General features: G+C 42.5%; 16 protein-coding genes. 7 read left to right on the forward strand and 9 right to left on the reverse strand.

What is annotated here, in order from left to right; genetic code table 11:
• Positions 1 to 41: 41 nt before the first annotated feature.
• From D1136_RS02445 to D1136_RS02460, 4 genes are all read right to left on the reverse strand, one after another.
• Positions 42 to 650, reverse strand: coding sequence for an OmpH family outer membrane protein (locus D1136_RS02445; RefSeq protein ID WP_161876038.1), 609 nt, complete (start codon positions 648 to 650; stop codon positions 42 to 44).
• A gap of 124 nt (positions 651 to 774) precedes the next feature.
• The gene (locus tag D1136_RS02450) at positions 775 to 1,455 is read right to left on the reverse strand and encodes a hypothetical protein (protein WP_237566960.1); all 681 of its coding nucleotides are present in this window, start codon (positions 1,453 to 1,455) and stop codon (positions 775 to 777) included.
• Positions 1,436 to 2,056, reverse strand: a complete 621-nt coding sequence (locus D1136_RS02455) for an RNA polymerase sigma factor (RefSeq protein WP_161876040.1) — start codon at positions 2,054 to 2,056, stop codon at positions 1,436 to 1,438. The genes D1136_RS02450 and D1136_RS02455 overlap by 20 nt, the downstream gene beginning before the upstream one ends.
• Positions 2,047 to 3,177: a glycosyltransferase gene (locus tag D1136_RS02460; RefSeq protein ID WP_161876041.1), complete on the reverse strand. Its 1,131-nt coding sequence runs from the start codon at positions 3,175 to 3,177 to the stop codon at positions 2,047 to 2,049. Before D1136_RS02460 ends, D1136_RS02455 begins: the two co-directional genes overlap by 10 nt.
• 222 nt (positions 3,178 to 3,399) lie before the next feature.
• On the opposite strand from D1136_RS02460, the gene D1136_RS02465 reads away from it, so the two are divergent.
• The gene (locus tag D1136_RS02465; protein ID WP_161876042.1) at positions 3,400 to 4,587 is read left to right on the forward strand and encodes a 6-phosphofructokinase; all 1,188 of its coding nucleotides are present in this window, start codon (positions 3,400 to 3,402) and stop codon (positions 4,585 to 4,587) included.
• 132 nt (positions 4,588 to 4,719) lie between these two features.
• On the opposite strand, the gene D1136_RS02470 is transcribed toward D1136_RS02465, so the two are convergent.
• The 3 genes from D1136_RS02470 to D1136_RS02480 form a co-directional block, all read right to left on the reverse strand.
• Complete coding sequence (locus D1136_RS02470) at positions 4,720 to 4,968, reverse strand: hypothetical protein (protein ID WP_161876043.1); 249 nt, start codon at positions 4,966 to 4,968, stop codon at positions 4,720 to 4,722.
• A 73-nt stretch (positions 4,969 to 5,041) separates the two neighbouring features.
• Positions 5,042 to 5,290 (reverse strand): hypothetical protein, encoded by a 249-nt coding sequence (locus tag D1136_RS02475; protein WP_161876044.1) that lies wholly within the window; start codon positions 5,288 to 5,290, stop codon positions 5,042 to 5,044.
• Between the two features lie 25 nt (positions 5,291 to 5,315).
• A complete protein-coding gene (locus D1136_RS02480; RefSeq protein WP_161876045.1) occupies positions 5,316 to 5,585 on the reverse strand; it encodes a hypothetical protein in 270 nt (89 codons plus the stop codon).
• A gap of 113 nt (positions 5,586 to 5,698) precedes the next feature.
• On the opposite strand from D1136_RS02480, the gene murC reads away from it, so the two are divergent.
• The 3 genes from murC (at position 5,699) to D1136_RS02495 (ending at position 9,358) form a co-directional block, all read left to right on the forward strand.
• Positions 5,699 to 7,057 carry a UDP-N-acetylmuramate--L-alanine ligase gene (gene murC, locus D1136_RS02485; protein ID WP_161876046.1) on the forward strand — a complete coding sequence of 453 codons (1,359 nt, stop codon included), beginning with the start codon at positions 5,699 to 5,701 and terminating at the stop codon, positions 7,055 to 7,057.
• A gap of 236 nt (positions 7,058 to 7,293) precedes the next feature.
• Positions 7,294 to 7,728, forward strand: coding sequence for a helix-turn-helix domain-containing protein (locus tag D1136_RS02490; protein WP_161876047.1), 435 nt, complete (start codon positions 7,294 to 7,296; stop codon positions 7,726 to 7,728).
• A gap of 268 nt (positions 7,729 to 7,996) precedes the next feature.
• Positions 7,997 to 9,358, forward strand: coding sequence for a TrpB-like pyridoxal phosphate-dependent enzyme (locus D1136_RS02495; protein ID WP_161876048.1), 1,362 nt, complete (start codon positions 7,997 to 7,999; stop codon positions 9,356 to 9,358).
• 65 nt (positions 9,359 to 9,423) lie between these two features.
• Here D1136_RS02495 and D1136_RS02500 read toward each other — a convergent pair whose 3' ends face one another.
• The gene (locus D1136_RS02500) at positions 9,424 to 11,376 is read right to left on the reverse strand and encodes a tetratricopeptide repeat protein (protein WP_161876049.1); all 1,953 of its coding nucleotides are present in this window, start codon (positions 11,374 to 11,376) and stop codon (positions 9,424 to 9,426) included.
• Between the two features lie 94 nt (positions 11,377 to 11,470).
• Positions 11,471 to 12,586: a hypothetical protein gene (locus tag D1136_RS02505; RefSeq protein ID WP_161876050.1), complete on the reverse strand. Its 1,116-nt coding sequence runs from the start codon at positions 12,584 to 12,586 to the stop codon at positions 11,471 to 11,473.
• 291 nt (positions 12,587 to 12,877) lie between these two features.
• Between D1136_RS02505 and D1136_RS02510 the strand changes: the two genes are divergently transcribed.
• The 3 genes from D1136_RS02510 (at position 12,878) to D1136_RS02520 (ending at position 16,653) form a co-directional block, all read left to right on the forward strand.
• The gene (locus D1136_RS02510) at positions 12,878 to 14,200 is read left to right on the forward strand and encodes a DUF4270 family protein (protein ID WP_161876051.1); all 1,323 of its coding nucleotides are present in this window, start codon (positions 12,878 to 12,880) and stop codon (positions 14,198 to 14,200) included.
• 11 nt (positions 14,201 to 14,211) lie between these two features.
• Positions 14,212 to 15,468: a hypothetical protein gene (locus tag D1136_RS02515; RefSeq protein WP_161876052.1), complete on the forward strand. Its 1,257-nt coding sequence runs from the start codon at positions 14,212 to 14,214 to the stop codon at positions 15,466 to 15,468.
• Between the two features lie 90 nt (positions 15,469 to 15,558).
• A complete protein-coding gene (locus tag D1136_RS02520; protein WP_161876053.1) occupies positions 15,559 to 16,653 on the forward strand; it encodes a TlpA disulfide reductase family protein in 1,095 nt (364 codons plus the stop codon).
• Positions 16,654 to 16,669: the final 16 nt, after the last annotated feature.

The raw sequence follows: 16,669 nt of genomic DNA on the forward strand, positions 1-16,669 counted from the left end.
AGCCCCGTTACAGGCTGCTGTTCCGTCTCTCCGGAAGAAAATTACTTTCCGTTATTTTTTTTATACTCTTCATTCAGACCCTTCACCACATCGTTGGTAATATCAAATCCGTCAACAGCATACAACACCGTACTCCCCACCTGGGTACTCAACACAATGTCAAATCCTTTCTCTTTATTATATTCTTTCAGGAAAGAAGTCAGTTTGTCGTACAATTGCTTATTCAGCTCATTCTGCTCCCGGGCCGTTTTGTCCATCATATCCTGCTGCAAACGTCTCAGATTCTCCTGTTTAATCAGTAACTGGTCGCGGGCATCCACAGCACGGGCTTCTGACAAAAAACCATTGTTTTGAAGTTTTCTCTGAAATTCATTCGTTTCCTGGTCCAGGGATTTTGCTTTTATATTCAATTCTGTGCGGCGTTCCTCCTGCTTCTTCCAAAATGCTTCGTTCAACTCTATAGCGAGCAAATAATTACTCATCAGTGTGTCCGTATTAATGTACACAATTTTCGTTCCGGTTCCGTTGGTCTTCACAGCTTCCCCGCTACCAACCTCACCGTTTGCTTTTCCGGATGTACAACCGGCCAGAGAGAGTGCCGCAATAACAATGCCTGCCAATACACTCAACATGACAGAAGAATTCTTCATAAATTTATAACTTCGTTAATAATAAAATGTATGAATTTTACACCATATCCATTCATTTTCAGACGAAATCAATGGACTCAGCTCAATTCCAAGCTTTTCATTGCAAAGATATACTTATCTTCAGTTATTTGTCAGGGTTTTCCTTTTTTTTAGAATAATAAAGTTTCTTTAATAAATCTACCTCTCCCGGATTCAGCCATTCCCTCTCTTCGCGAATCCGCTTCCACACCTTCAAACGTCTGTAAGCCACCAAAGACTCCGTACCAATTCCGGCCTTCACATCGACATGCCCTTTCATCTCCACACTCCGGGCATATTCGTTAATCATCCGCTGCTGGTTCATCTTTGCATCCATTTCCCGGACAGGGGCATACGCCTGTTTTAAAATACCCGTCATATTGTTCCTCGCATTGAGCAACTGCTGCCGTTTTTCTTCACCCCAGCGCTTCACGACCAGCACCTCGGACAATTGCAGCGTATCGGGACCCATAAAAACCCCGGCCATATACTCCCGTTCTGTCAACGTATCCGGAATAACCATCATACAAGGCTTAAAACCCACATGGGTAAAAATCACCGTATCTCCCCGCATCACTGTGATATGAAAACGGCCCTCCATATCCGACAGAATTCCTTTCCCGCCATACCGGCAGGTCACATCAGACAAGGGAGCGCCATCCACCATATTGATAACAATCCCGGAAAAAAGCAAACTATCTGGTAAAATCACCCGCTGGGCAAAAGAATCTACCCCCGAACAAAAGAAGAGCGTGAAAATGATAAAACTAATTCTTACCATTTTCATTGGCTATCTCCGTATGCTGCAAAATATTTAAAAGTAGTTCACGGGCACGGAACAACTGGGCCTTTACCGTCCCAAGAGGTATTTCCAAGGTTTCAGCTATTTCTTCGTATGAAAATTCATCAAAATAACGCAATTCTATCAATCTCCGGTATCTGCCTTTCAACATGGAGACTTTCTGACGCATCAGGTCGGCACGCTGCTGGCGGATAGCCTCTTCGTCAGGTGTCCGGACATCAGCCGGTATGCTATTGATATACCCCCGGTCCTCCGGATTTATATCCATCACATCTAAAGATACTATTTGTGCTTTTCTTTTTCGAATAAAATCAATGGTATTGTTGGAAGCAATCTTGAAAAGCCAGGTACTGAAAGCAAATTGAGGCGAATAATAATTTAAACTGGTAAAGGCCTTTTCGAACGCTTCAAACATCAAATCTTCCGCATCAGTCCGATTATTAACCATCTTCAAAATCATGAAATACACCGAATCCTTGTATCTCTTGAACAACTCCCCATAGGCTTTCTCATCACCGGCAATTGCATTACACACGACTTTATAATCATATAAAGCCTTTTCTGACAGATTATTAGTTATCTCCATTTTCTACTAGTAAATATTGAATAAATACTATAATACCATCTATAAATAAAACCAAAGGTATTTACAGTCAACGAAGTTATGAATAATTTCTTTTGCCCCAGATGCTTCAAGCAAAGATTTATTACCATAAAATCTATTAAAAATGTTAATACCAGCGGAATCAATACATATTTGTGTAATTGTGACCAAAAAATAAAATAAAACGCTAAAAGATAAAAAACACATTCGACTACAAAATCCAGGCTTATTCTCATCCGGACAGGCAAAGGCCAGCGCCGTCTTGTCGCATAATAATAAGAAAAATCATTTTCCCATATTTTCGGACTTATCTCTTCTATGGAAACCCTGCTTTCAGGGTCTTTCACCACTTTCACCTTCCCTTTCTGGGATAAAACCTTCACCATTTCGGTATCATACCCGAGATATTCCTGGGTATTGCCGGTATATCCCCGTTTTTCCAGATAATATTTTTTCCGGTAACCCATATTATAGCCATTACCTACCGAATAAAAACCGTTTCTCACCAGCAACAACATTTTCCAAAACCACAGAAAACGGAAATAACGAGGCAAGCCTGTCCCCTTATTCCCGGCCTCATAATTCGAATAACCGATAACTACTGCCGTATTCGGTTCAAAATAAGATTGCATACAACGTATCCATTGTTTGGAATCCGGTACACAATTGATTTCAGAAAAAAGCAGAATATCATATTGGGCTGCCAATACACCTATATTAATGGCTATCTTTTTAGTACACCTGAATTTGGTACCCGGAAAAATCCGGGAGGTTTTCAGATGAGGGTATTTTTGCTGCAAATCGGAAAGCAAATCCTGAGTATCATCCTCGGAACATTCGTCAACCACAATCACCTCAAACAACGGGTAATCCTGCGTTAAAAACGCTTCCAGATTTTTCTCCAAAAGTTCTGCCTTATTCGAGCAGGTTATAATAACCGATACCCCTTCCCCCTCTGCGGCCACGCCCTGTTTTCTGTTCACCATCAACAGAACGGCCTTATAAATCATATAAACAGCATGCCCCGCAAACGTTATGACCAACAACACTAAAAAAAATCTGTTATATCCCAGACTATCCCAAAATTCAACGAAATTATTCATGGCCATCTATACATTAGCCGGGAAAGGCCATGCCTTTCCTGCTTCTACATTTTAATTTCTTTCTAAAAAAACACACAAATATAGTCACTTCTTCACTATTTTTTTTGCAATTCAGGATATATTTTATCATTTTTACGTGGGGTTCATCAAAAACAAAACGGACTTCTCAAATTGAAATTCTAACCATTACAAATGATAGACTAACACAAAAACACAACCATCATGAACCAGAAAACAAAAGGAATCATTGGTATTCTAACAGGAGGGGGAGACGTCCCCGGACTAAATCCGGCCATCCGGGCTGTCACCATCCGGGCATTAAGGGAAGGGTACAAAGTCATCGGCATCAAAAGGGGCTGGAAAGGGCTGGTGGACACCGTCCGGGATAAAAAAGCGGATAATTCCAACAACTATTTTGAACTCACCGAAGAAATCGTGAATAAAGCCGGACGAACCGGAGGAACATTCCTGCATACCTCCCGGACAAGGGCATCCCATGTCCCCAAACCGGCCATACCCGACCACCTGAAAGATAAATACACGGACGACATCAACGATTTGACCCCGGAAGTTCTGAAGAACCTGGAATTTATCGGAATTGATTATTTAATTCCCATAGGAGGCGACGACACCCTGAGTTATGCCGTACGCCTGAGCCAGGAAGGAGTGAAAGTGGTTGCCATTCCCAAAACGATGGACAATGACGTTCCTGGAACGGATTATTGTATCGGTTTCAGCACTTGTATCACCCGGACTATCGAACTGACCCATGATTTGCGTACCTGCGCCGGCTCACATGAACGTTTGCTGGTTCTGGAAGTATTCGGGCGCTATGCCGGATTTTCCGCCATGCTTCCCACCTTAGCCGGTGCGGCCAATCGGTGCGTGATCCCCGAATACCAATTCGATATAGAACGTCTGGCGGAATTGCTATGCCAGGACCGGTATACCAATCCGAGCAGATATTCCGTAGTCCTCGTTTCCGAAGGAGCCAGCTACCGCGGAGGTCAAATGATGTTTCAAAGCGAAGAAACCGATATGTTCGGCCATAAAAAACTGGGAGGTATCGGAGACTATGTTTCCAACGAACTGAAAAATTTGTCCCCTCAATTCAATAAAGGGGAGACCATTAACATCATCAACCAGAAATTGGGTTACTTAGTGAGATGCGGAAACCCGGATGCCATGGATTCTATTGTACCGATGGCCTATGGAAACCTGGCCCTCGATTTGATTTCAAAAGGGATGCACGGACGTTTGGTCATTTTAAGAAACGGACGCTACGATAATGCTCCCATCGACATCATCACCAGCAGCAAAAAACTGGTAGACATTAATAAATTTTATAATGTCGACCGTTTGCGTCCGCAATACAACAGTTTTGAATTTATGCCCCAGATGATTCTCTAAAGCCAGAGAAGCATCCGAAAAGTTGATATTGTCTTCCCGGACCAGATTCGGGAAGACAGTATATCAAAACCCTCTTCTTTCCCGCTGCCAGAACAACCGAACTCTCCGGATAACCTCTTCCGGACCTTTACATTACTTCATTTTTTTAGGAGTGTTTATGTTTACATTTTTCTTTATCGTAGCGGAATCCGTGCTCAGACTATCCACTTCAACCACTACTGTTTCAGACTCCACAATCGTACCTACCGGCACACTTTGTTCTGTAACCTGCCGTTCGATTTTCCGTTCATTCCTTTTCTGGGAATTTCCGCAAGAAGTCATAAAAATCACTGCCATAGCCATAGCGGCAAAACTCCAAATTGAAGAACCTTTCGTTTTCATTTCCTGTTTTTATTTTATTGATTACGGAATTTTTTACGGCAGCAGGAAAGAAAGGTTTATATAAACTGAAATTTTATACCCAAAGAAAGATTAAAATATCGCTAAATTTCAAATACTTATTACAAAAACGCAGGTTTTTAAAGCGCGTAATGTATTCGTGAAATACCACACTTACATTATTATTAAAAACCACAGATTTCACACTGCCATAAACAAAAGAAAAATTCAACTCCCCATACATGCGCCGGAATATTTCCTCACCGGACCCCAAATGATCGTGATTTCCAATAATCGCCACATAAAGAAACCTCAACTTACTCATAATATCATGTATTCGGCAAAATTCCTTATTTCATCCCGAAGTCACTGATATCCCCGCCATGAACGACAAAATCCATATCATTGCGTCGATTGACATGCTTCACAAAATCTTCTGTCTCATCATACCACCGTTGGGAATTCCCCATAAACACGAACCTCACCGTATCCGAATGCCGGTCTTTCGCCGTGAGTTCCTCCAGATTCTTAGCATTAATGTTTTTATACTTTTTATCCAGGCGTGTATCATAAGGATAATATTCAAAAGGATCATATCCCAACAAAAAAGAAACCCACACACATACAAAACAAATACCTATACATAGTCAAAGAATATCTTACGATATATCCGGTTACACAAATTGCATGCCGAAAAATAAATTAACTTTGCTGAAATCTTATTTCAAACCATATGAATGTACATTTTATTGCTATCGGAGGAAGTGCCATGCACAACCTTGCTTTGGAACTGCACAAAAAAGGCTATCAGGTAAGCGGCTCAGACGACGAAATATTCGAACCTTCCAGGTCCCGGTTACAACAAGCCGGCCTGCTGCCGGAAGCCTGGGGATGGTTCCCTGAGAAAATAACCCCCGCCCTGGATGCCGTTATCTTAGGCATGCACGCGCGCCAGGATAATCCGGAACTTCTCAAAGCCCGGGAACTGGGATTACGCATATTCAGCTACCCGGAATATCTTTACGAACAAACCAAAGATAAAAAAAGAGTCATTGTAGGGGGCAGCCATGGAAAAACCACCACCACCTCCATGATTATGCACGTACTTAAAACCTGCGGAATAGAATTTGATTACATGGCCGGAGCCTTGCTCGAAGGTTTTGATACCATGGTACACCTTAGCCGGGACAGTAAAATTGCAGTCTTCGAAGGAGATGAATACCTTTCTTCTCCCATTGATATGCAGCCTAAATTCCACCACTATTATCCCGATATAGCCATCCTGACCGGAATAGCATGGGACCATATGAATGTCTTTCCCACTTTTGAAAATTATGTGGAACAATTTGCGCTTTTCATTGAAAAAATACAACCCGGAGGAACCCTTATTTATTACGGCAAGGATGAACACATTCAAAGCATTACTTCCCGGGCCTCCCGTTCTGTAAAATTGCTTCCTTACGATACTTTTACACACCGGACAGAAAACGGCATCACCTATCTGACCGGGGGAGAAGAAATCCCCTTAAAAATCTTCGGGGAACACAACCTCCAGAATATTTCCGCAGCTTATCTGGCTTGTAAAGAGTTAGGCATCACCGACCAGGAATTTATGAAAGGCATATCCACCTACCAGGGTGCAGCCAAACGCCTTCAAAAACTGGCCGAAAAAAATCAGGCTACGGTCTACCTGGATTTTGCACACTCCCCTTCGAAACTAAAAGCAACCATCCATGCTGTAAGAGCCCAATACCCCGAACGAAAACTGATTGCCTGTATGGAACTCCACACATTCAGCAGCCTGAATGCAGACTTCCTGCCACAATATGGAAATACCATGAACGAAGCCGACAAAGCGATTGTATTTTTCAATCCGGAAGTAGTCAGACACAAGCAACTGCCCGAAATCAAACCCAACGACGTCAGACAAGGTTTCAACCATCCCGGCCTGGAAGTATTTACCGAAAACGGGAAATTAATTGAATTATTACAACAACAGGATTACCACAATACCGTTTTATTAATCATGACCTCGGGCAACTTTTCAGGAATTAACCTGCAAGAACTGGCCAAACAGTTGGTAGAAAATTAAAAATAGCCGGGAAAATTCCCGGCTACACTCACCATGCTTTTTTCTCTTTAAAGAAAATTTGTTTATCTTCAGGTTAACATAAAAACAAGGAAAGTCTTTTATGTTTTTTAATTTAATACTACGTAATATTCTGTTTTTATTATAACTTATAAACGGAAATATAGACAAATGTAAAGAAAATTTTGATAAAAACAATTCAAAATCTTTACAAGTAAACAATTTTAGATTACGTAGCCATGGACATGTCAATAAACCACAGACTTGCAGAATTTTTACGTCAAAAACAAATCAAACAGGAAGAATTAAGACTCAAACTCGGATTAAACTCCCGGCAGCAGGTAAACAACTGGCTACATTGTATCAGCCCTATTCCGGCTAAACATCTGTTACACATTTTTTGCCTTTATCCGGAACTGAACGCCAATTGGGTCATTCACCAAATCGGCACTCCATTGATTGACCAGAAAACTCTACGTCAAATCAACCGCAATGAATACGGATTTTGTGAAGATTGTCTGGAAAAAGAAAAAGAGCTTCTCCTGTTGCAACGATTAATCACAGAACAAACAGAAGCAATCAACCAACATAACCGCGAAATCGGGAAACTGGAAGAACAAAACAACCGCCTGAAAAAGATGCTGAAACAAGCAGGAATAAAAATAGAAAGATAACAAAAGACAAAGTCATTTTTAAAATTCAATAAAAAAGAAATAAAACAAAAACGTTTTTCCAAAATCATTCCTATATTTGTAAGCACATTAAAAACAAAAAAACATGACACAACATAATCATATCGCTTCTTATTGGTGGTGGCACTATTTCAACTTCGTAATAAACGATGGGGTGATATGATGCTATGGAATTAAAACAAGAAACGCCTGATGTTTATTACAAACTTCAGGCGTTTTTCTTTTTATCGAATCACACAAATAAAACCACATGAAAGACCAGAAAAAAATCACATTGACAGAGCGGGAGATGCCAACCAGTTGGTATAACATTGTCGCCGATATGACGACCAAACCGCTTCCTCCCCTTCATCCGGTAAGCAAGCAACCTGCCCGGAAAGAGGATTTTTACCCTATTTTTGCCGAAGAACTTGTAAACCAGGAATTCTCCCGGGAACGCTTCATTGAAATACCGGAACAAGTTCAGGATCTGTATAAAATCTGGCGGCCTACTCCTTTAGTCAGGGCCTACGGACTGGAAAAGGCCCTGGACACCCCCGCCCGGATCTATTTCAAAAATGAAAGTACCAGCATGGCCGGTTCCCACAAACCCAATACAGCAATTCCCCAGGCTTATTACAATTACAAACAGGGAATCAAACGGCTGACAACGGAAACCGGAGGAGGACAGTGGGGGTCGGCACTCAGCTTTTCCGCCCGCTATTTCGGCATGGACCTGAAAATATTCATGGTAAAAGTAAGCTATAACCAAAAACCCTACCGTAAACTGATGATGAACACTTGGGGTGCAGACGTTATCCCTTCTCCGAGCGAACTGACAGAAGCAGGCAGAAAGATACTGCGTGAACACCCGCAGTCATCGGGCAGCTTAGGTATCGCCGTATCGGAAGCCGTAGAGATGGCCGCCCGTGACCCGCAGACCAATTATACTATCGGAAGTGTGCTGAACCATGTATTGATGCATCAAACCATCATCGGAGAAGAAACCATCCGGCAAATGGAAAAAGCCGATACCGAACCGGATATTGTCATCGGCTGTTTCGGAGGAGGCTCAAACTTCGCCGGAATCGGTTTCCCTTTCTTACGGAAAAACCTGACCGAAGGGAAAAAAATAAGGGTGATTGCCGTAGAACCCCAATCCTGTCCCAAACTGACACGGGGCAGTTTCCAGTATGATTTCGGGGACACCGTAGGACTTACTCCCCTTATTCCCATGTATACGTTAGGCCATAACTTTGAGCCGGCCAATATCCATGCAGGTGGACTTCGCTACCACGGAGCGGGAGCCATCGTCAGCCAACTGCTGAAAGACGGTTTGATGGAAGCCGTTGATATGCCCCAGCTGGAAACCTTTGAAGCAGGAGTCCTGTTTGCCCGGACAGAAGGAATTATTCCGGCACCGGAGTCCACCCATGCCATAGCACAGGCTATCCGCGAAGCAAAACGAGCAAAAGAAGAAGGAAAATCCAAAACCATCCTTTTCAACCTTTCCGGACACGGAATGATTGACTTGTACGCCTACGAACAATATTTCTCCGGAAAATTACAAAATTACACCATCCCGGACAGCGAAATATCAGCTTCCCTGAACGGACTGGAAAAGATCATCTGACCCCGGATGCTTTCCGGACCATCACATCTGTCCCGGTCCGGAAAGCAACCCCAAAGAATAAGGTATTAGTCTTTGCAATAACGTTTTATAACATTATAGGCACCGACAATACCCAACTCTCCTGCCTTGCTCAAATCAGCATTTGCCAAGGCTTTCTGTCCGGTATAAATATACAACAGCCCCCGGTTAAAATAGGCCTCCGCAATATCTTTATCCTGACGCAAAACCTGGGTATAAGTTTCTATCGCTTTATCTATTTCCCCGCTTTTGGCATACACATTCGCTATATTAAACAAAGCAAAAATAAAATCCGGATCGATTTCCAGGCATTTCCGGTACCCTTCCAGCACCAAAGAATAATCAACCTGCCGGCTCTCTTCCCGTGCGCCGATTACCCTCGGGGTTTTATCGTCTATGGATTCAATATAATCATACATCAACATACGGGCATTCGCTTCGTTGAAAATAGCCAGTAAATTCCGGGGGTCCCCGGCCGATACCTTTGAAAAATCCTCTATTGCCTTAGTAAACTCCTGCCGGTTCAGGTAAAAACTTCCCCGCAACAAATAAGCATCCGGACTCCCGTCCGCCTGAATTTCAGCAGACAACCGCTCCATATAAGGTTGCAGAAACTCCGGAAGATAATGCTGGACTTTATTGCCTATGGTAATAGCCGGGTCATAATTATGAGATTGGTTATAATCCATAATATGCTTATTATAATATTGCACCTTCCCACTCCTCAAAGAATCCAGGCTCACATACTGGATATAAAACACCCCTTGCAATTCAACAATCACATTTTTGTCCTGTACCCGCCCATTAATGACATCTCTCACCCCATCGTTACGGTCATTCAGATCCACTACACGCTGAAAATTAGTAGCCGTATCGACCAATGCATTCCGGTCTCCGGCCTTCATTTTCTGATACCTTTGAAGTACCTGCGTCGCCTGATAACGGTCCTGATAAGCCGCAACAGAATCGCGTAAATGGTCATTCACCTCAGCCCTGACCAGATAAGCCTTTACAAAATCAGGATACAAACGGATACTTTCACTAAAATCATCATACGCCCCGTACAAATCATTGATTTCCATCTTCAGCAAGCCCCGGTTGAAATAAACCAGGATATTATCCGGATTCATCTCCACTACTCGGTCCAGATCCCGGATGGCCGCATTGGTTTCCCCCACCTCAGCCCGTAACATCGCCCTGTTATAGTATGCATAAATATCATTGCTGTCAATCCGGAGCACTTCATTATAATCCTCCAGCATCTGCGGATACCTTTTCATGGCATGCCAGACCAAGGCCCGGCTCATTAAAATCGCAGTATTCTCCGGATTGGCTTTCAAGGCGCGGTTAAAATCCTCTATCGCATTATGGTAATCCTTTTGCTTATACCAAAGATACCCCCTCAGGCGATAAGCATCGTCCGAAAACATATTCAAATGAATGGCAGAATTACAATCCGCCATTGCTCCGTCCGTATTATCCAGTTTTTCACGTACAATAGCACGGTTCAAATAAGTCGCCAACAACTTATTGTCTATCCTCAAAGCCTTTGTATAATCCTTCTCGGCCGCTTCAAAATTTCCCATTTCCGCTTCCGTAATCCCCCGGTAAGCATACACATATGCCGCAGTAGGGTCCAAAGCTATAGCCTGGGCATAATCCTTCAAGGCTTCCTCATACTTATTCAGGCTGTTCCAGGCCACCCCACGATAAGTGTAAGCATGAAAATAATTGGGATTCAGCTCTATTGCTTTGGAATAATCCTGAATAGCCCCTTCATAATCGTCCAGGTTCAGTTTCGCCAACCCCCGGAAAAAATAAGGCTCAGGCAAATAAGGTTTCACCCGGATGATATTGTTAAAATTATCTATCGCACTGACATAATCGTCAAAATAAATGGCATTCCGCCCCATCCGCAACAAATTGGTCGTATTCCACTGTGCCGACCCCACCAACGACCACAGGCCCAAACAACTTACAATCAAAAGTTTCCTTATCATTTACCTCTACTCATTCTTCATTTTACAAGCGATAAAGATAAATAAAAAAATGGGATGCTTTCACATCCCATTTATTATATTGTGTGGATAATACTTAATCCTGCGGGGCATAGTCATTCTTATCATCCTCATCAATTCCCGGCGTAAATTTCCAGGTCGAATTGTCATAAGTCGGATTATTGCTGGCAGCATTGGCACCCCCCACTGTGATATAGCCATAATCATTCAAAGAAAAACCTACGGCAGAAACCCGGGCAGAACCCATGGCAGCAGGGAAACCGGTTACTTCATACCAACGGTCTGTTTCGATATTATACTCCCAGCAGCTTTTTGCATTCGGACCGATACCTCCGGCAACATATCCTTTGGCAACCCCTCCGTCCCTATTGGAAGTAAAGGCCACAGCATAAACCCTCGGAATATTTTCGTAATCATCATCAAATTTCTGGTCGCTCAGGTTTCTAAGCGGAGCCTTGGAAGACCAGGTGTTTCCGTCAAATACCCATACATCCCGTTTATACTCGGAAGAAGAACCCTGAGAGCTTCCCAGACACAACACCACTTTATTTCCGATCTGGAAAGTCACCGGAGCCACACGGGACTCACCCAAAAATCCGGCATCTTTCCATTCACCCGTAGCAGGGTTATAAGAATAAATTTCCTTCGAATCTTTTCCGTCCAGGCGACCGGTACCGACATACCCCAGCTGATTCAAAGAAAAACCTACACCATCATAAAATCCGCTACCGGGATAATTGGTGATATGGCCTGCACCTTCCGGCTCAATCCACTTTCCGGTTAAGCCGTCAAATTTATAAAAATCAGTGTAATACGTATCTTTCTCCAGGTTAGTCATTGCAGCCCTGTAACCTCCTCCGACGTAAGCGGTAGTTCCTACGACAAAAGCGACAGACCCCATACGGCCCAAAGCAGGGAAACTATCCACCCGCGTCCAGGTATGCCCGTCAAATCTCCAGAAATCACGTAAATTCTTATCTTTCTCCGAAATGGAATAATTATACCCCAATCCCACATACACATATTCCTTGTTGTTAGCTTCGTCTACAATTTTAAAACGAACTGCATGTGTACGGCCCGTACCTGAAAACTCATAAGACTTTGACCAGTCTCCCCATGTATCATCATTTGAGTGACAAGCTGAAAAAAACAAACCTAATAAAATCAGGCACAAAAAATTTACTTTTTTCATAAACTACCCATTTATCTTTTTAATTATTCTGATTTCAAACATCTGGCAAAACTACACATTTTTTAGGTATAATTCCAATCAAATTAGGATATAAAATAAAAAACCTCCTTAGATTACGGTTTTTTAACAGTCTTTGTCGTTTAAAACCAGGTTTTTATGAAACAAATCCTAAAGAATCTTGTCATACGTTAAGCCTCAACGTACATCAATAAAATAGAAGATTGTTTTGCTGTAATCTTAGAAAATAATTTTACCTTCGCATCATATTTATCAACGACAAACAAGCGGCTTATGCGATTATTCATCCTGTTTGGTGTATTTTTTGCATTCTATTCCTGCAACAACAATCTTTCAACCATTGGGCAGGATATGATTAATAACACCAATCATATAGAGTTACAAACTATACAAATAGAAGAAGTATCTACCATTAAAATCGACTCATTCATTACCTCCACAGGCATTTATTACAACAATGACATCAATAAATTGTTCATGGGTAAGTTTGAGGACGAGTACAGCGGGACCACCCAGGCCATCCCTTGTTTTCAAATTGCACCGGTCTATCAGCCCAACATCAACGCAGCCGCCGTTCTGGACTCCGTGACTTTTAATTTCACATATGCCGGAGAAATGTGGGGAGATACCTTGACAGACCTGCGTATTCAGGAGTTTCAATTATTTCAGTTGAATAGCTTGCCGGAACTGGATTATGATGAATCCGGCTACTTTTACAACACCGCTCCGGTAAATATCCAGTCCACCCCTCTTTCCACTGTAGTGTTTTATCCCAAAACCGCCAATATAAAAAACGCTTACTTTAAGCTGAGCCATGAATTCGGAGAAGAACTTTTCGACAAGATGAAATACCGGGACCCCATATTTCAGAAAAGTGCCGAGAACCCCATTCCTTTTATTAATTTTCTCAATTATTTTAAAGGGCTGGCCATTGTTCCTGCAGAATCCAACAATTGCATGATGGCCATCCGGGCATCCAGCGACAGCCTTTATATGCAATTCCATTACCATGAAGGAAACGTTCAGTCTTCCATCAGCCTGCCTTTGTCACAACCGGAATATATGTACAACCGCATTGTTACCGAACCGACAGGTCCCTTTACTTCTTTGCAGGAACAACAAGACCTGGTTTCCTTTGAAGAAGCCGGGGATATTGCCCTGGCCCAAGGGTTAAGTGGTTATATGGTAAAGCTGACTTTGCCGGCACCACCGCTCAACCGTCCCTACACCACAATCATCAAAGCAGAACTCAGCATCAAGTCTAAAACTTTCGTAGACAATATCATCAATAACCCACAACAAGTTTTCGTCTATCAAACCAATAAAATCAATGAAGTCAAAGGCTTTCTATTGAACAATCCGAACAACAGCAACACCAGCATTATCGGAAAATACACTCAATACGATGCCAACCGGGACAATGACCGGTATGTTTTCGATATGACCGGCTATTTCCAATATTTATCAGTCACTCCTCCCTTACAGGAAAAAAACGAAATTTTATTGTCCATTCCCTATTGGACCAGTAGCTTTGACCGCCTGATCATAGACGAACTTCCGCTACTGAAAATCTATTATGCCATTTACAAAGAGTAAGCTATACCGTCATGAAAAAAATATTTCTTTTATTAATTATATCCACCGTATATCTTGGCTCATTCGCCCAGGATAACATAGGTACCCCTTACTCTGTTTACGGTCTGGGCCTGCTTCCGGAGAATAACGGACCTTTCACCGGAATGGGAGGTGTTGCAGCTGCCATGCGGGACAACAAAAACATCAACTTCCTCAATCCGGCCTCTTATACGGCTTTAGACAGTAACCGTTTCCATTTCCAGTTTGCCATGACAGGAGAGTATTCCCACATCTCCACTCACAAACAAAGCTCCCACTATCAGGTAGCCCAGAACGCCAATTTAAATATGGCTTTCCGGCTTTACAAAACCCTGTTCTTTTCGCTGGGGTTTACAGAAAAATCCGATGTCGGATATGACCTGCTGTACACCAACCTGATTCCCGGCAGCAGTAACGCCTATTTCGAACAGAACATACAGGGCGAAGGAGGCTTAAATGATATATATCTAGGATTAGGATGGAGATATAAAAACCTGTCCATAGGCTTAAACCTTTCCTACATATTCGGAAAAATCGAAAAACGCCAAACCTTATCTGCCCTGCTGGAAGACAGTTACTACATCCGGACCAGTGAAAACAACCGTATCTTTGACGTGCTTTTTACCCCGGGATTCCAATACAAATTCAATTTATCGCCCAAATCTAAGTTTACTTTGGGAACCAGTTTCAACTTCACCCAAAAGATGCACGCGAAAAAAGAATTTATATCCTACAAAGTAAACACCAGCACCAGTTCTTCCGAAACGCTGGATGACGAGATCCTGAACAAAGGCTACCTCACCTATCCGTTCAGAATACTCAGCGGTTTCAGTTACACTTATAAAAATACCTGGGAAGTGGCCGGAGATTACACCTATCAGCAAATGTCCGATTACGAGGAATTCGGTACAAAACAACAATTAAAAGACTATCATAAAGGCGCCATCGGACTTTCCTGGGTACCCGAAGAATATGGCCGCCGTTGGTGGCAACGCAACAAATACATGTTAGGAGCCTATTTTGTAAATTCAGGCATCGACATCAAAAACACTGACATTGATACTTACGCCTTTACCCTGGGTTCACAACTTCCTTTTGCCACCCGCAACGGAGAACTTCTGTTGGGAATCGCCTTCGATTTCGGAATGCGCGGCACTGAAAAAAACGGACTCATCCAGGAAAAGTTCGCCAAACTCCGAATCAATCTTTCCTTCAAAGAAGGATGGTTCATGAAACGCAAGATTAACTAAACATTAACATGTAAAACACAAATTAAGTATCGTTTTATCATTTATATCCTTTATCTTTGTGAAAGTTATTTTTATCATAAATTATAAACTATGAAGAAAACCTTATTACCTCTGGCTGTATTGGCATTGTCCCTTTCAGCCTGCGACACAACTCCCAAATATACCATCAACGGTACAGTAGAAGGAGAACAAACCGGTACGGCTTATTTAGTAACATATGCAAAACAAAAAGCTGATACACTGGCAAAAGGAGATATTGCAGACGGAAAATTCACCCTGTCCGGAAATGTAGAAAACCTGACTCCCGCTTACCTGATTCTGGAAGGAAAAAGAGGAGGCACTCCGGTTTTTGTTGAAAACGCAAATTTCACTGCAACCCTCAACCCTGCCAACCCGATGGAAAACAAAATAGAAGGCAGTGAAACCCAAAACCTCTACAACGAATTTGCTGAAATTCAAAAAGAAGTACGCAAACAACAAAATGAACTTTATAAAGCTTACCGCGAAGCATCAGAGGCCAAGGACGAAGCCAAAATGCAGGAAATAGAAGCTCAGTTCGGAGAATGCGGAAAAGCAGCCCAGGCAAAAACAGATGCCTTGGTAAGCAACAACAATGACACCTATGTTGCAGCCTATATCGTTGCCAGTGAGGCAGGAAGCCTGGAAGTAGCACAACTGGAAGAAAAATATGCACAACTGGAAGAAAATGCCAAAGCAACCGAACCGGGAAAACAAATTGCAGAAAGAATCGAAAAACTGAAAGCTACAGCTGTAGGTCAGGTTGCTCCGGATTTCACTTTAAATACCCCGGAAGGCAAACCGTTGTCTATGCATTCCATCAAAGGGAAAGTGAAACTGATTGACTTTTGGGCATCCTGGTGCGGACCTTGCCGCGGAGAAAATCCGAATGTTGTGAAAGTATACAAAGAATTCCACCCGAAAGGACTGGAAATCCTGAGCGTATCTTTAGACAGCGATAAAGAAGCCTGGTTAAAGGCCATCGAAGACGACCAGCTGACCTGGAACCATGTTTCCGACTTAAAAGGCTGGGGCAGTGAAGCAGCACAACTTTATGCCGTAAGCGGTATTCCCCATCTGGTTGTTCTGGATGAAAACAATGTCATCGTAGCAAAAAATCTGAGAGGAGAACAACTGCGTGAACAAATTGCTTCTATGCTAAAATAATCTAAAATCGCTTAGA

Origin of the sequence: Odoribacter sp. Z80 (assembly GCF_009935865.1) — a bacterium.
Taxonomy (GTDB): Bacteria; Bacteroidota; Bacteroidia; order Bacteroidales; family Marinifilaceae; genus Odoribacter.

Bases quoted from the DNA above. Each gene is read 5' to 3' on its own strand.
- murC (WP_161876046.1), top strand. From the start codon at position 5,699: ATGAATGTACATTTTATTGCTATCGGAGGAAGTGCCATGCACAACCTT.
- D1136_RS02500 (WP_161876049.1), bottom strand. From the start codon at position 11,376: ATGATAAGGAAACTTTTGATTGTAAGTTGTTTGGGCCTGTGGTCGTTG.
- D1136_RS02450 (WP_237566960.1), bottom strand. From the start codon at position 1,455: ATGAAAATGGTAAGAATTAGTTTTATCATTTTCACGCTCTTCTTTTGT.
- D1136_RS02455 (WP_161876040.1), bottom strand. From the start codon at position 2,056: ATGGAGATAACTAATAATCTGTCAGAAAAGGCTTTATATGATTATAAA.
- D1136_RS02520 (WP_161876053.1), top strand. From the start codon at position 15,559: ATGAAGAAAACCTTATTACCTCTGGCTGTATTGGCATTGTCCCTTTCA.
- D1136_RS02505 (WP_161876050.1), bottom strand. From the start codon at position 12,586: ATGAAAAAAGTAAATTTTTTGTGCCTGATTTTATTAGGTTTGTTTTTT.
- D1136_RS02475 (WP_161876044.1), bottom strand. From the start codon at position 5,290: ATGAGTAAGTTGAGGTTTCTTTATGTGGCGATTATTGGAAATCACGAT.
- D1136_RS02515 (WP_161876052.1), top strand. From the start codon at position 14,212: ATGAAAAAAATATTTCTTTTATTAATTATATCCACCGTATATCTTGGC.
- D1136_RS02495 (WP_161876048.1), top strand. From the start codon at position 7,997: ATGAAAGACCAGAAAAAAATCACATTGACAGAGCGGGAGATGCCAACC.
- D1136_RS02490 (WP_161876047.1), top strand. From the start codon at position 7,294: ATGGACATGTCAATAAACCACAGACTTGCAGAATTTTTACGTCAAAAA.
- D1136_RS02465 (WP_161876042.1), top strand. From the start codon at position 3,400: ATGAACCAGAAAACAAAAGGAATCATTGGTATTCTAACAGGAGGGGGA.
- D1136_RS02510 (WP_161876051.1), top strand. From the start codon at position 12,878: ATGCGATTATTCATCCTGTTTGGTGTATTTTTTGCATTCTATTCCTGC.
- D1136_RS02445 (WP_161876038.1), bottom strand. From the start codon at position 650: ATGAAGAATTCTTCTGTCATGTTGAGTGTATTGGCAGGCATTGTTATT.
- D1136_RS02470 (WP_161876043.1), bottom strand. From the start codon at position 4,968: ATGAAAACGAAAGGTTCTTCAATTTGGAGTTTTGCCGCTATGGCTATG.
- D1136_RS02460 (WP_161876041.1), bottom strand. From the start codon at position 3,177: ATGAATAATTTCGTTGAATTTTGGGATAGTCTGGGATATAACAGATTT.